We start from the raw sequence: 14495 nt of genomic DNA on the forward strand, positions 1-14495 counted from the left end.
GCCGCTGGATGCGCTCGAACGCTCCTATATGAGCGACAGTTGGGTCGGTTCGGACGCCGGCGGCTCGGTCGGTTCGGGCGGCCGGATCCGGCGCGGCGTCTGTGCGCGCGTGGGCCCGATGCCGTACTCCTCGGCCAGTTCGTGCACCTGACGGGTGATCCGGCGCTGGTACCACTTCGGAGCGTAGGAGCCCTCCGCGTACAGCCGCCGGTAGCGGGGCACCAGGTGCGGGTGGTGCTGCTCCAGCCAGGCCATGAACCACTCGCGGGCGCCGGGCCGCAGATGCAGCACCAGCGGGGTGACGGACGTGGCGCCGGAGGCCGCGATCGCCCGCACGGTGGCCCGCAGTCGGTCCGGCTGGTCACTCAGGAACGGGATCACCGGCGCCATCAGCACCCCGCAGCCGATGCCGTGCTCGCCGAAGGTCCGTACGACCTCCAGGCGCCGCTCGGGCGCGGGCGTGCCCGGTTCGACGGTGCGCCACAGCTCCTGGTCGGTGAAGCCGACCGAGACGGAGATGCCGACGTCGGTCACCTCCGCGGCCTGCTTGATCAGGTCCAGGTCGCGCAGGACGAGGGTGCCCTTGGTCAGGATCGAGAAGGGGTTCGCGTGATCCCGCAGGGCCGAGATGATGCCCGGCATCAGGCGGTAGCGGCCCTCGGCGCGCTGGTAGCAGTCGACGTTCGTGCCCATCGCGATGTGCTCGCCCTGCCAGCGGCGCGAGCCGAGCTGCCGGCGCAGCAGCTCCGGCGCGTTGGTCTTGACGACGATCTGGGAGTCGAAGCCGAGGCCCGTGTCGAGGTCGAGGTAGCTGTGCGTCTTGCGCGCGAAGCAGTACACACACGCGTGTGAGCAGCCGCGATAGGGGTTGACCGTCCACTGGAACGACATCCGGGAGACCGCCGGCACCCGGTTGATGATCGAGCGGGCCCGGATCTCGTGGAAGGTGATCCCGCGGAACTCCGGCGTGTCGAAGGTACGGGTGGTCACGGCGTCCGCGCCGAACAGCGCGGTGTCGGCCCGGCCGTGTTCGGAGTCCTCTGTGAGGTTGTCCCAGCGCATGACGCCTCCTCGGTAGCACTGGCCACAGAATAGAACACATGTTCCCTTGATCGTGCGGGGGTGTTTTCCGAACGGCTGCGACCGGGTTGGGCGACCCCGATTTGGGGGGCCGGGCAGCGGGGTGGTTGGCTTGCCCCCGACCCCCGAGAAACCATGTCCTGGAGGAAAGCGATGGCGCAGGTCGAGGCCACTACGGAGCGGATCGTCGCGGCGGACGCGGAGACGGTGTTCGACGCCCTCGCCGACTACAGCGGCACGCGCGCGAAGCTGCTGCCCGAGCAGTTCAGCGAGTACGAGGTCCGCGAGGGCGGTGACGGCGAGGGCACCCTCGTCCACTGGAAGCTCCAGGCCACCAGCAAGCGCGTGCGCGACTGCCTCCTGGAGGTCAGCGAGCCCACCGACGGCGAGCTGGTCGAGAAGGACCGCAACTCCTCCATGGTCACCACCTGGCGGGTCACTCCGGCCGGCGACGGCAAGTCCCGGGTCGTCGTGACCACCACCTGGACCGGCGCCGGCGGTATCGGCGGCTTCTTCGAGAAGACGTTCGCGCCCAAGGGTCTCGGCCGGATCTACGACGCGCTGCTCGCCCGGCTCGCCGCCGAGGTCGAGAAGTAGCCTCCCCAAGGCCCAAACGCCAAGGGGCCGTTGTGCCCCTCACCGGTTCGGGTGATCTCCGTACGGTTCGCTCCTGTGCCGTAACTCGTCGCGCTTGCTCGTAGTTGTCGCTTTTACGCGGGATTGGTGCGGCAGCGCGACGAGGGGAGCGGTAGGTGGGCGGGATCACTCTGGCGCAGGACGAACCGGCGGTGGCACCTCCCGAACCCCCCTCCCCGCCACCGGCACCGGCCGCCGAACTGAGCCCGCGCAGAGTGCGGTTGGTCTTCCTCGCGCTCATGCCGGCCCTGCTCCTCGCCGCCCTGGAGCAGATGATCGTCGCCACCGCGCTCCCGAAGATCGTCGGTGAGCTGCACGGCCTGGACCGGATGTCCTGGGCGATCACCGCCTACCTGCTCACCGCGACCGTCGGACTGCCGGTCTACGGCAAGCTCGGTGATCTGCTCGGCCGCAAGGGCGTCTTCCAGTTCGCGATCGTCGTCTTCGTCGCCGGCTCCGCGCTCGCGGGCCGGGCGCAGACCATGGACCAGCTGATCGCGTTCCGCGCCCTCCAGGGCGCCGGTGCGGGCGGCCTCATGATCGGTGTCCAGGCGATCATCGCGGACATCGTGCCCGCCCGGCGGCGGGGCCGTTACCTGGGCCTGATCGGCGCCGCCTTCGGACTCGCCTCCGTGGCCGGGCCCCTGCTCGGCGGCTACTTCACCGACCATCTCTCCTGGCGCTGGTGCTTCTACGTCAACGTGCCCTTCGGCCTGGTCACCCTGGCCGTCGTCGCCGTCGCGCTGAAGCTGCCGAAACCGGCGGGCAAGGCCCGGCTGGACCTCCTCGGCGCGCTGCTGCTGACCGCCGCCTCCACCTGCCTGGTCCTGCTGACCAGTTGGGGCGGCACGGAGTACGCCTGGGACTCGCGCATGATCCTCGGCCTCGGTGCGGGAGCGGCCGTGGCGACCGTCCTCTTTCTCGTCGCCGAGCACTTCGCCGCCGAACCCCTCATCCCGCTGCGGCTGTTCAGGGACTCCGTTCTTCAACGTCACCGGCCTGGTCGGGATGGTGATCGGAGCCGGGCTGTTCGGTGCCGCCAGCTATCTGCCGACCTACCTCCAGATGGTCGACGGGGTCTCCGCCACCGAGTCGGGCCTGCTCATGCTGCCCATGACGGCCGGCATCGTCGGCGCCTCGGTCATCGCCGGACAGCTCATCAGCCACACCGGCCGCTACAAGGCCTACCCGATCCTCGGCTGCGCCCTCTCCGCCACCGGCATGTGGCTGCTGTCCCGCCTCGACGCCGAGACGCCCCGGCTGCACTACGGCATCTGGACGGCCGTCCTCGGCGCCGGCATCGGCATGGTGATGCCGGTGCTGATCCTCGCCGTGCAGAACTCCGTCCGTCCCGCCGACCTGGGCACCGCCACCAGCGCCAACAACTACTTCCGGCAGATCGGCGGCAGCGTCTCGGCCGCCGTCTTCGGCACGTTCCTCGCCGGCCGGCTCTCCGACGCCCTGGCCCACCACCTGCCCAGGCGCGCGGACGACCGGCTCCCCGACCCCGAGTCCCTCACCCCGCAGCTCGTGCACGCCCTGCCCCCGGGGCTGCGCGACGGCTACATCGGGGCGTACGCCGACGCCATGCCGCGGATCTTCCTCCACCTGGTGCCGGTGCTGGCCCTCGGGCTGGTCATCGCCCTCTTCCTCAAGGAGAAACCCCTGGTGTCCCACCACGTATCCGTCACCGACCCGGACACGGAGCCGGGGAGCACCTCCATTCCGCAGGCCCGCGCTCCGCACACCGCCGGGGTCCCCGTCTGCGGCTCGGTGCAGCACCACGACGGGACCGTCGTGCCCCGCGCGGCCCTCACGCTCATCGACGTCACCGGGCAGCAGACCGGACGCGGCGCGAGCGGCGAGGACGGGCGCTACGCGCTGGCCACCCCGGGGCCCGGCTCGTACGTGCTGATCGCCACCGCGGGCGGCCACCAGCCGCAGGCGGTCTCCGTGACCGTCGGCGAGCGCCCCGTCGAACTGGACATCGTTCTCGGTGGCGCGGGGAACCTCGTCGGCAGCGTGGTCACGGCCGACGGCACCCCCGTACGGGACGCCGGCGTCACCCTCACCAATGTGCACGGCGAGGTCGTGGCGACCACCCGCAGCGGCCGCGACGGCGGCTACGTCATCACCGGTCTGGTGGCCGGTGAGTACACCCTCGCCGCCAGCGCCCCCGCCTTCCGCCCGGCCGCGCTGCCCGTCATCGTGCAGGCCGCCCGCGAGACCCGCCGGGACATCGAGCTGGCCGGCGGCGCCGTCCTGCGCGGCACCGTCCGGGCGGGCGGCGGCCGGCCCGTGGAGGACGCGCGCGTGACCCTGCTGGACGTCGCCGGCAACGTCGTCGACACCCTCACCACCGGCCCCGACGGCATGTTCCGGTTCATCGACCTGTCCTCCGGCGAGTACACCGTCATCGCCGCCGGTTACCCGCCCGTCGCCACCGTGCTCCAGGTGGCCGGAGGCGGCCGCACCGAACGGGACCTCCAGCTCGGACACGAGGACTGAACCCGCACCGGCGCGCGGGGTCGCACGCCGGTGCGCTGCCGTCGAGCTGCCGTCGAGGTGGCCGGTGGCGGGGCGTGCGGCCTGAGGCGGACGGTCAGCGGTCCGGGCCGCCCAGCCGGTCGGCCAGGCACGCCAGATACAGGGCCATGGCCGTCCGGTGCTCGCGCAGTGGTGCACGCCTTCCTGTCGCCGGCCGAGGCCCGGCACCACCTCGCGATCCAGCGGGAGATGGCGCACGGGCACTACCCCGTGCCCGACGACGTCGTCACGGGTGCCGAGGCCCACCTGCTGGACGAGGCGCTGTCCCCGGCCGTGCGCGCGGCCTACCTCGTGGCGGGGGAGGGGGTGGTCGACCCGGAGGCGTTCGCGCGCGCCCTGGGCGAGGCCCTGGCCGCCGCGAGTGTGAAGATCCACGAGAACGCCGAGGTCACCGGGTTCCGGTCGGCGGGCGGCCGGATCACCGCCCTGCGCACCGCCGACAGCGAACTGCCCTGCGCGGCGGTCGTCGTCGCCGCCGGCATGCGCTCGCCGGATCTGCTCGGGCTCCTGGGGCACCGCCTGCCGCTCCAGGCCGGCAAGGGCTACAGCTTCTCCGTGGACCTGGATCCGGCGCCCCGGCACACGCTGTACTTCGGCGAGCGCCGGGCCGTCGCCTCGCCGATCGGCGGCACCACGCGGATCGGCGGCACGATGGAGCTCAGCGGCAACAACAACCGCCTCGACTGGCGCCGTATCGTCGCGGTCGCCCTCGCGAGCCGGCACTATCTGGGCCGCTGGTTCGACGACCCGGACGACCTGGTGGGCCTGATCCGGGACCCCTGGGTCGGCGGGCGGCCGTTCCTCCCCGACGGGCTGCCGGTGATCGACCGCGTCCCGGGGCACGACAACGCCTTCGCGGCGACCGGCCACGGCATGCTCGGCGTCACCCTGGGCCCGGTCGCCGGGCACCGGCTCGCCGAGTACGTCGTCACCGGGCGGCGGCCCGAGGCCCTCGTGCCCTTCGGCTTCGACCGGCTGCGGAGCTGAGTCCGACGCGGTCTGGTGAGCGGGGTTTTTGTCGGTGTACGGTCATGTCGCCCCGGTCCGTGCCCCTGCCTCGTCCCCCGGAGGACAGTCATGCCGATGCCCTGGTTACGGATGCTTCTCGCGTCGACGGCCGCGCTGGTGCTGGCCGGCCCGCCCGCGGTCGCCACCGCCGCCGCCCCGGACAAGGACGGCGTGCGCGCGAGCGTGCACACCGCCGGGCGGGTCAAGGACGCCGGGGACGTGCTCCAGTACAGCTGGCCCGGCGTGTACTTCGAGGGCCGGTTCCGCGGCACCGGCGTCGGTGTCGTGCTCGACGACCCGGCCGCCGACTACGACGTCCAGATCGACGGAACCACCGTCGCCACCCTCGTCACGCCGGGCAGGACCACCCACTGGATCAACGGCCTGCGCGGCGGCGTGCACACCGTCCGGCTCGTCAAGCGCAACGACACCCCCTGGAGCACCAGCTCGTTCGGCGGCTTCGTCGCCGCGCCCGGCGGCGCCGTCCTCACCCGGCCGGCCGCGCGCAGCCGCCAGATCGAGTTCGTCGGCGACTCCCTCACGGTGGGCTACGGCAACCTCTCGACCTCCCGCGACTGCACCGGCGAGCAGGTCGCGCGCACCACGAACGCCGACGTGAGCTACGGCGCCCTCACCGCCCGGCGGCTGCGCGCCGACTACCAGATCAACGCGTACTCGGGCCTGGGCATGGTCCGCAACTACAACGGCGGCACGCCGGAGGTGAACTACCGCACCTTCTACGACCGTGCGCTGCTGAACGTGCCCGGCGACGTCTGGCAGAACCCGGGCACCTGGCGGCCGCAGCTGGTGGTGGTCCACCTCGGCACCAACGACTTCTCGACCCCCGTCAACCCGGGCGAGCCGTGGACCGAGGAGAGCCTCGCCGCCGCCTACCGGAGCGCCTACAGCGGCTTCCTCCGGAAGCTGCGCACGCGCTACGGGCCGGGGACGACCATCCTGGCCGTCGGCGCCGGCCCGTTCGCCGGACACGTCCAGCAGGTGGTCGAGGAACGCACGGGCGCGGGCGACCGCCGGGTCCGCTACTGGCGCCTCGACGACACCGGCCTGGACTACACGGGCTGCCACTGGCACTACTCGGCCCATGACGACCGCCTGCTCGCCGACCGGCTCACCTCGTTCATCACCGACCTGCCCATACGGTGGTGACATGTCGTAGCCGGTTCCGCCCGTAGCGCGTAACGTGACGAACCATGAAGATCTCCATCCGGGGGGACGGCTCGTCATGAGAATCCTCATCAGCGCCGACATGGAGGGCGCCACCGGCGTCACCTGGCCCGACGACGTGCTGCCGGGCGCCTCGCAGTGGGAACGCTGCCGCTCGCTCTTCACCTCCGACGTCAACGCCGCCGTACGCGGTTTCTACGACGGCGGCGCCGACGAGGTGATCGTCAACGAGGCGCACTGGACCATGCGCAATCTGCTGCTGGAGCAGCTGGACGAGCGGGCCCAGCTGCTCACCGGGCGGCACAAGGCGCTGTCCATGGTGGAGGGCGTGCAGCACGGCGACGTGGACGGCATCGCGTTCGTCGGCTACCACGCGGGCGCCGGCATGGAGGGCGTCCTCGCGCACACCTACCTCGCGAACCAGATCACCGGGGTGTGGCTGAACGACGTACCGGCGAGCGAGGGGCTGCTCAACGCCCGGGTCGTCGCCGAGTTCGGGGTGCCGGTGGTGCTGGTCACCGGGGACGACGTCACCTGCGAGGACGCGCTCGGATACGCGCCCGAGGCGCTGAAGGTCGCCGTGAAGGACCACGTCTCGCGGTACGCGGCCGTGTGCCGTACGCCGGCCAGGACCGCGGCCGACATCCGGGCGGCGGCCAAGGAGGCGGCTTCACTGGCGGTGCGTCACGAACCCGTGGCCGACGGGCCGTTCACCGTCGCCGTCGAGTTCGACGCCGAGCACCTGACCATGGCCGCCACCGTCGTGCCGGGTGTGGAGCGGATCGGGCAGCGGAAGGTGGCGTACACGAGCGAGACCATGTACGAGGGCATCCGCGCCTTCAAGGCGGTCACCACGATCGTCTCGGCCGCGGTGGAGGAGCAGTATGGCTGAGCAGGCGGACGGGCAGGCGCTGGACGAGGTCGTGACGTTCACGTCCGACCTGATCCGGATCGACACCACCAACCGGGGCGGGGGCGACTGCCAGGAGCGGCCCGCCGCCGAGTACGCCGCCGCGCGGCTCGCCGAGGCCGGCATCGAGCCGACGCTCCTGGAACGCACCAAGGGCCGCACCAACGTCGTCGCCCGGATCGAGGGCACCGACCCCTCGGCCGACGCGCTGCTGCTCCACGGCCATCTGGACGTCGTACCCGCCGAGGCCGCCGACTGGGGCGTGCACCCGTTCTCCGGGGAGATCCGCGACGGGGTCGTCTGGGGACGCGGCGCCGTCGACATGAAGAACATGGACGCGATGATCCTCGCCGTGCTCCGCGCCTGGGCACGCCAGGGCGTCCGCCCCCGGCGGGACATCGTCGTCGCATTCACCGCCGACGAGGAGGCCAGCGCCGAGGACGGCTCCGGGTTCCTCGCCGACGAACACGCCGCGCTGTTCGAGGGCTGCACCGAGGGCATCAGCGAGTCGGGGGCCTTCACCTTCCACGACGGCGCCGGACGGCAGATCTACCCCCTCTCGGCCGGTGAGCGGGGCACCGCCTGGCTGAAGCTCACCGCCCGCGGCCGGGCCGGGCACGGCTCCAAGGTGAACAAGGACAACGCGGTCACCCGCCTCGCCGCCGCGATCACCCGGATCGGCGAGCACGAGTGGCCGCTGCGGCTGACCCCGACCGTGCGCGCCGCGCTCACCGAACTCGCCGAGCTGTACGGCATCGAGCCCGACCTGACCGACGTGGACCGGCTGCTCGACAAGCTCGGACCGGCCGCCCGGCTCGTCGAGTCGACCATCCGCAGCAGCGCCAATCCGACCATGCTGGACGCCGGTTACAAGATCAACGTGATTCCCGGGGAGGCCGTGGCGCACGTGGACGGCCGGTATCTGCCCGGCGGTGAGGACGAGTTCCGCGACACCCTCGACCTGCTCACCGGGCCGGACGTGGACTGGGAGTTCCACCACCACGAGGTGGCACTCCAGGCGCCGGTGGACTCGGCGACGTTCGCCCGGATGCGGGCAGCCGTCGAGGAGTTCGCCCCGGAGGGGCACGTCGTGCCGTACTGCATGTCCGGCGGCACGGACGCCAAGCAGTTCTCCCGCCTCGGCATCACCGGCTACGGCTTCACACCGCTGAAGCTGCCGGAGGGCTACGACTACAACGCCATGTTCCACGGCGTCGACGAACGCGTCCCCGTCGAGGCACTGCACTTCGGCGTCCGCGTGCTCGACCGGTTCCTGCGCACGGCCTAGGGGGGTGGGGGAGACGGTGCGGACACTGCCGTACGGGGCGTGGCCCTCGCCCATCGACGCGGCCCTGGCCGCCGCGCACGACGGGCACCCGGAGTACGTGGGGTTCGTCGGCGACGAGGTGTGGTGGACCGAGCCGCGCCCCGCCGAGGGCGGAAGGCGCACCCTGGTGCGGCGGCTCGCCGAGGGCACGGAGGAGTCGCTGCTGCCCGCCCCGTGGAACGTGCGCAGCCGGGTCATCGAGTACGGCGGACATCCCTGGGCCGCCCTCCCGGGGGAGCACGGCCCGCTGGTGGTGTTCGTGCACTTCGCCGACCAGCGGCTGTACCGGTACGAGCCGGGTGGCGAGCCGCGTCCGCTCACGCCCCTGTCCGACGTGGGCGCGGGCCTGCGCTGGGCCGAGCCGCTCCTGCGGCCCGAGCGGGGCGAGGTGTGGTGCGTGCTGGAGGAGTTCACCGGGCCCGGGCCCGCCGATGTGCGCCGCGTCCTGGCCGCCGTACCGCTGGACGGCTCCGCCGCCGGGGACCGGGACGCCGTACGCGAACTCACCGACGACCGGCACCGTTTCGTCACCGGGCCGAAGCTGTCGCCCGACGGGCGGCGGGCGGCCTGGCTCGCCTGGGACCATCCGCGCATGCCGTGGGACGGCACCGAACTGCTCCTCGCCGACGTCGGCCCCGATGGCACCCTGCACGGCGCCCGGACCGTCGCCGGCGGGCCAGGCGAGTCCATCGCGCAGGCCGACTTCACCCACGACGGGCGCCTGCTGTACGCGAGCGACCGCAGCGGCTGGTGGAACCTCTGCCTCGACGGGGAGCCGCTGTGCCCGCGCGAGGAGGAGTTCGCCGGAGCACTGTGGAAACTGGGCATGCGATGGTTCGCGCCGCTCGACAGCGGCCTGATCGCCGTCGTGCACGGCCGGGGCGCCACCGCCCTCGGGATCCTGGACCCGGAGACCGGCGAGGTCGTCGACGCGGCCGGTCCCTGGACCGAGTTCGCGCCCACCCTCGCGGCGCACGGCGAGCGGGTCGTCGCCGTCGGGGCCGGCCCGCACAGCGCCTACGAGGTGGTCGAGCTGGACGCCCGCACCGGCCACGCCCGCGTCATCGGCGCCGAGCACGACGACGCAGTCGACCCCGCGTACTACCCCGAGCCGCAGATCCGCACCTTCACCGGACCCGACGGACGCGACATCCACGCCCACATCTACCCGCCGCACCACCCCGGCTGCGTCGCGCCCGGCGACGAGCTGCCGCCGTACGTCGTCTGGGCGCACGGCGGGCCCACCGCCCGCGCGCCGCTCGTGCTCGACCTGGAGATCGCCTACTTCACCTCGCGCGGCATCGGCGTCGCCGAGGTCGACTACGGCGGCTCCACCGGATACGGCCGCGCGTACCGCGAACGGCTGCGCGAGCAATGGGGCGTGGTCGACGTCGAGGACTGCGCCGCCGTCGCCCTGGCTCTCGCCGACGAGGGCACCGCCGACCGCGACCGGCTCGCCGTCCGGGGCGGCAGCGCGGGCGGCTGGACCGCGGCGGCCTCGCTCACCACGACCGACGTCTACGCCTGCGGCACGATCAAGTACCCCATCCTGGACCTCACCGGCTGGGGCACGGGCGAGACCCATGACTTCGAGTCGCGGTACCTGGAGAGCCTGATCGGGCCGCTCGCCGACGTGCCCGCGCGCTACACGGAGCGCTCGCCCGCCACCCACGCCGACCGCCTCCTCGTGCCGTTCCTGCTGCTCCAGGGCCTGGACGATGTGATCTGCCCGCCCGTCCAGTGCGAGCGGTTCCTGGCCCGGCTGGGGGACCGGCCGGTGCCGCACGCCTACCTCGCCTTCGAGGGGGAGGGACACGGGTTCCGGCGGGCGGAGACCATGGTGCGCGCCCTGGAGGCCGAACTCTCCCTGTACGCCCAGGCGTTCGGACTCAACCCGCCCGGCGTCCCGACCCTGGAGCTCAAAAAGTGAGACCCCTGCTGCGACCGCCCCGACTCGCCCCCGGCGCCCGCGTGGCCGTCGTCGCGCCCAGCGGGCCCGTGCCCGAGGAGCGGCTCCAGGCCGGGCTCGACGTCCTGCGCGGCTGGGACCTCGACCCCGTGGTGGCACCGCACGTGCTCGGCCGCCACCGGGAGTTCGACTACCTCGCCGGCACGGATGCCCAGCGGGCCGCCGACCTCCAGAACGCCTGGTGCGACCCGGCCGTCGCCGCCGTGCTGTGCGCCCGGGGCGGATACGGGGCGCAGCGCATGGTGGACCTGCTCGACTGGGAGGCGATGCGGGCGGCGGGCCCGAAGGTGTTCGCCGGGTTCAGCGACATCACCGTCCTGCACCAGGCGTTCGCCACCCGCCTCGGACTGGTCACCCTGTACGGCCCGGCGGCGGCCGGCGTCGACTTCCTCAAGCACGCCCGCGCGCAGGAGCATCTGCGGGCCACCCTCTTCGACCCCGGGTCCGTGCGGACCGTCACCGCCGTGCCCCCGGGCGGCACCGCGCTGGTGCCCGGGCGGGCCCGGGGTGTCACCCTGGGCGGCTGCCTCAGCCTGCTCGCGAGCGACCTCGGCACCCCGCACGCCCTCCCCGGCGCCCGGGGCGGGCTGCTGCTCATCGAGGACGTGGGCGAGAGCCCGTACCGCGTCGACCGGTATCTGACCCAACTCCTGCGCACCGGCTGGCTGGGCGGGGTCGCCGGGATCGTGCTCGGCTCCTGGGCGGCGTGTGGTCCGTACGAGGAGCTACGCGCGGTGCTCGCCGACCGGCTCGGCGGCCTCGGTGTCCCGGTCGTGGAGGAGTTCGGGTTCGGGCACGGCGAGGGCGCGCTGACGATGCCGCTCGGCGTCCCGGCCGAACTGGACGCCACCACGGGCACGTTGACGTTCGACGCCCCGGCCCTGAGCTGAGCGTGCCGCGCTGAAACCCTGTCAAGAACCCTCGTTTCGGTGATTGACGCCTCCTGACACGTGTCACACCATGACTACCGACCAGTACCTACTGGTCGGTATCCGGGTTGCCCATGTTGTCGTCGTTGCCGTCGCCCCTCACCGTGGAGGTCCGTGTGTCCCGACGCGTGCCCAGATCCCGCGCACCCCTCGCTCTCGCTCTGGGCGCCGCCCTGGCCGCCCCCCTCCTCCTCACCCCACCGGCTTTCGCGGCCGACCCCTACACCGTCACCCCGCTGAAGTTCACCGTCCAGGCCGGCGGCCGCTCCTGCACCGTCGACGCCGACCTGTACCGCCCCGCGGGCGTGGACCGGGACCACCCGGCGCCCGCCGTGCTCGCCACGAACGGCTTCGGCGGCAGCAAGTCGGACGGTTCGACGGACACCGTCGGCAAGGCCTTCGCCCGGCGCGGCTACGTCTCCCTCGTCTACTCCGGGCTCGGCTTCGGCCGCAGCGGCTGCCTCGTCTCCCTCGACGACCCGGACATCGACGGCGCCGCCGCCTCACGGCTCGTCGACTTCCTGGGCGGCAAACGCGCCGCCGACGACGGCACCACCGCCGACTTCGTCGCTCTCGACGCCCCCGGCGACCCGAGCGTCGGCATGATCGGCGGCTCCTACGGCGGCGCCGTCCAGCTCGCCACGGCCGCCGTCGACCACCGCCTCGACGCACTCGTCCCCATGATCACCTGGCACGACCTGGCCTACTCGCTGGACCCCAACAACGCCGCCGGCGGCACAGACGTCCCCGGCGTCTTCAAATGGCAGTGGACCAACGGCTTCTACCTCATCGGCGAGGGCCAGCCGCTGCTCCAGCCCAGCTTCGACCCCTCCCGCGTCAACTCCCTGGCCTGCCTGCACTTCGTCACCCAGGCCTGCCGGACCATCCACACCCTCAACTCCGGCAGCTACCCCGCCGACCGGACCGCCGAGCTGCTCGCCTTCGCCCGCCGCGTCTCCCCGGTGTCGTACCTGCACCGCGTCAAGGCGCCCACCCTGCTGGTCCAGGGGCAGGCCGACACCCTCTTCAACCTCAACGAGGCCACGGCGACTTACCGGACGCTCCGGGCCCAGGGCACCCCCGTGAAGATGATCTGGCAGTCCTGGGGCCACAGCGCCGGCCTCACCGGCCCGGCCACCGGGGAACTCGACCTGTCCCGGGGCAACCTGGAGACCAGCTACGTCGGCCGCCGCGTCCTCGCCTGGTTCGACCGCCACCTGAGGAAGCAGACGCACGTCGACACGGGACCGGCCTTCGCCTACTACCGCGACTGGGTGACCGACCCGCACCGCACCTACGCCACCGCCGACCGCCTCCCCACCCTCAACCGCACGCTGTACCTCTCCGGGGACGGCAAGCTCGTCGACAACCGCAACAAGGTGGCCCGCGGCACTCGCGGTTACACCAACCGGCTGATCCCCACGAGCCATTCGGAGAGCTCGCTGGCCGGACTCATCGGGCTGCAGGACCCACCCCCGCACGATACGAACGGCACCTACCTCGACTGGACCAGCAAGCCGCTGGAACGCCCCCTCGACGTCGTCGGCGCGCCCCGGGCCACGCTCAGGGTGCACTCCCCGAAGGCCGAGCGCACGCAGCACTCCGGCGACGCGGCCGACAAGCTCGTCCTCTTCGCCAAGATCTACGACGTCGCCCCCGACGGCACCCGCACCCTGGTGCGCCGCCTGGTCGCACCGGTCCGGGTACCGGACGTGACGAAGAGCTTCACCGTCACCCTCCCCGGTGTCGTGCATCGGTACGAGGCCGGGCACCGGCTGCGGTTCGTGATCGCGGCGAGCGACGACGCCTACTTCGGCAACCGGGGGATCAAGCCGGTGACCGTGGTCAGCGGACCCCGCGAGCCCGGCGTGCTCCAGCTGCCGGTCACCGGGTCCTGAGGTCGCCGGGTTCTGAAGGGACACCGCCGACGCGGTTACTGTGGCGGGGTGCCGCACAACGCATCCCACTACCTCGCCGAAGGCCCCCGGGTGGGCATACGCCCCTTCACCCACGAGGACGGTGCCGAGTTCACCGCCCGGGCCCGTCAGAGCAAGGACCTGCACCAGCCGTGGCTCTTCCCGCCCGACAGCGCACCGGCGTACCGCGCGTACGCGGCCCGGCTGATCGAGGACCCGTCGAAGGCAGGCTTCCTGGTCTGCGAGAAGGGCGACGGGTCCATCGCCGGGTTCATCAACATCAACAACATCGTCGAGGGCGGCTTCCAGTCCGGGGCGCTGGGCTACGGCGCCTTCGCGCACGCCGCCGGGCGGGGGCTGATGCGCGAAGGGCTGGACCTCGTGGTGCGGTACGCGTTCGGGGCCATGCGGCTGCACCGGCTGGAGATCAACGTCCAGCCCGCGAACGCCGCGTCGATCGCCCTGGCCCGCGGCAGCGGATTCCGCTTGGAGGGCTTCTCGCCGAACATGCTCTTCGTCGACGGCGCCTGGCGCGACCACCAGCGCTGGGCGATCACCGCCGAGATGCTCCAGGAGCCGGGGCGGCGCTGAACCGGGCCCCGGCCGGGATCACGCCTGGCGGTCCACGTACTCGTAGACCGACCCGTCCGGATGCAGGGCGATCAGGTTGCGGCCCGCCGGTGAGGCGATGGGGGCCCGCGATGATGTGGGCGCCCAGCTCGGTCAGCACCTTGTGCGTCTCCTCGACGTCCGTCACGGCGATCGTCGCGGCCACCTTGCGCAGCAGCTCCAGTTCGGCCGGGGGAGCGCTCATCAGCAGGAAGCAGCCGATCGCCGCCACCTGGACACCGCCCCGTTCGAAGCGCTGGGCTCTGCCGCCCGCCAGCCGCTCGTAGAAGGGAATCGCCGTCTCGAGGTCGTCGACGCAGACGCGCAGTGTGGCACCCAGAATCTCCATGACGACGAGCCTAGTTACGCACCAGGGGGC

10 protein-coding genes and 2 pseudogenes are annotated in these 14495 nt (G+C 72.5%); 10 read left to right on the forward strand and 2 right to left on the reverse strand.

Annotation, left to right across the window (positions count from 1 at the left end; all coding sequences use genetic code 11):
* Positions 1–24 precede the first annotated feature (24 nt).
* Positions 25–1062, reverse strand: a complete 1038-nt coding sequence (locus QF034_RS33825; protein ID WP_307178488.1) for an Rv2578c family radical SAM protein — start codon at positions 1060–1062, stop codon at positions 25–27.
* 171 nt (positions 1063–1233) lie between these two features.
* Between QF034_RS33825 and QF034_RS33830 the strand changes: the two genes are divergently transcribed.
* The 10 genes and pseudogenes from QF034_RS33830 to QF034_RS33875 all read left to right on the forward strand — a co-directional run bounded on the left by QF034_RS33830 (position 1234) and on the right by QF034_RS33875 (position 14098).
* A complete protein-coding gene (locus QF034_RS33830; protein ID WP_020276619.1) occupies positions 1234–1677 on the forward strand; it encodes an SRPBCC family protein in 444 nt (147 codons plus the stop codon).
* Positions 1678–1832: 155 nt separating this feature from the next.
* Positions 1833–4224, forward strand: a pseudogene (locus QF034_RS33835) (MFS transporter).
* A 168-nt stretch (positions 4225–4392) separates the two neighbouring features.
* Entirely contained in the window at positions 4393–5250 is an 858-nt protein-coding gene (locus QF034_RS33840; protein WP_307178489.1) for an NAD(P)/FAD-dependent oxidoreductase, read from the forward strand.
* Between the two features lie 96 nt (positions 5251–5346).
* Complete coding sequence (locus tag QF034_RS33845) at positions 5347–6438, forward strand: SGNH/GDSL hydrolase family protein (protein ID WP_307178490.1); 1092 nt, start codon at positions 5347–5349, stop codon at positions 6436–6438.
* 76 nt (positions 6439–6514) lie between these two features.
* Positions 6515–7348: a M55 family metallopeptidase gene (locus QF034_RS33850; protein ID WP_307178491.1), complete on the forward strand. Its 834-nt coding sequence runs from the start codon at positions 6515–6517 to the stop codon at positions 7346–7348.
* A complete protein-coding gene (locus tag QF034_RS33855) occupies positions 7341–8654 on the forward strand; it encodes a M20/M25/M40 family metallo-hydrolase (RefSeq protein WP_307178492.1) in 1314 nt (437 codons plus the stop codon). Before QF034_RS33850 ends, QF034_RS33855 begins: the two co-directional genes overlap by 8 nt.
* A gap of 4 nt (positions 8655–8658) precedes the next feature.
* Positions 8659–10623 carry a prolyl oligopeptidase family serine peptidase gene (locus tag QF034_RS33860; RefSeq protein ID WP_307178493.1) on the forward strand — a complete coding sequence of 655 codons (1965 nt, stop codon included), beginning with the start codon at positions 8659–8661 and terminating at the stop codon, positions 10621–10623.
* Positions 10620–11552, forward strand: a complete 933-nt coding sequence (locus QF034_RS33865; RefSeq protein ID WP_307178494.1) for a S66 peptidase family protein — start codon at positions 10620–10622, stop codon at positions 11550–11552. The genes QF034_RS33860 and QF034_RS33865 overlap by 4 nt, the downstream gene beginning before the upstream one ends.
* 113 nt (positions 11553–11665) lie before the next feature.
* A complete protein-coding gene (locus QF034_RS33870) occupies positions 11666–13489 on the forward strand; it encodes a CocE/NonD family hydrolase (protein WP_307178495.1) in 1824 nt (607 codons plus the stop codon).
* Between the two features lie 48 nt (positions 13490–13537).
* Entirely contained in the window at positions 13538–14098 is a 561-nt protein-coding gene (locus QF034_RS33875; protein WP_307178496.1) for a GNAT family N-acetyltransferase, read from the forward strand.
* An 18-nt stretch (positions 14099–14116) separates the two neighbouring features.
* Here QF034_RS33875 and QF034_RS33880 read toward each other — a convergent pair.
* Positions 14117–14465 (reverse strand): annotated as a pseudogene (locus QF034_RS33880) (VOC family protein).
* Positions 14466–14495: the final 30 nt, after the last annotated feature.

It is taken from the genome of Streptomyces africanus (genome assembly GCF_030816955.1).
GTDB classification, from domain to species: Bacteria; Actinomycetota; Actinomycetes; order Streptomycetales; family Streptomycetaceae; genus Streptomyces; species Streptomyces africanus.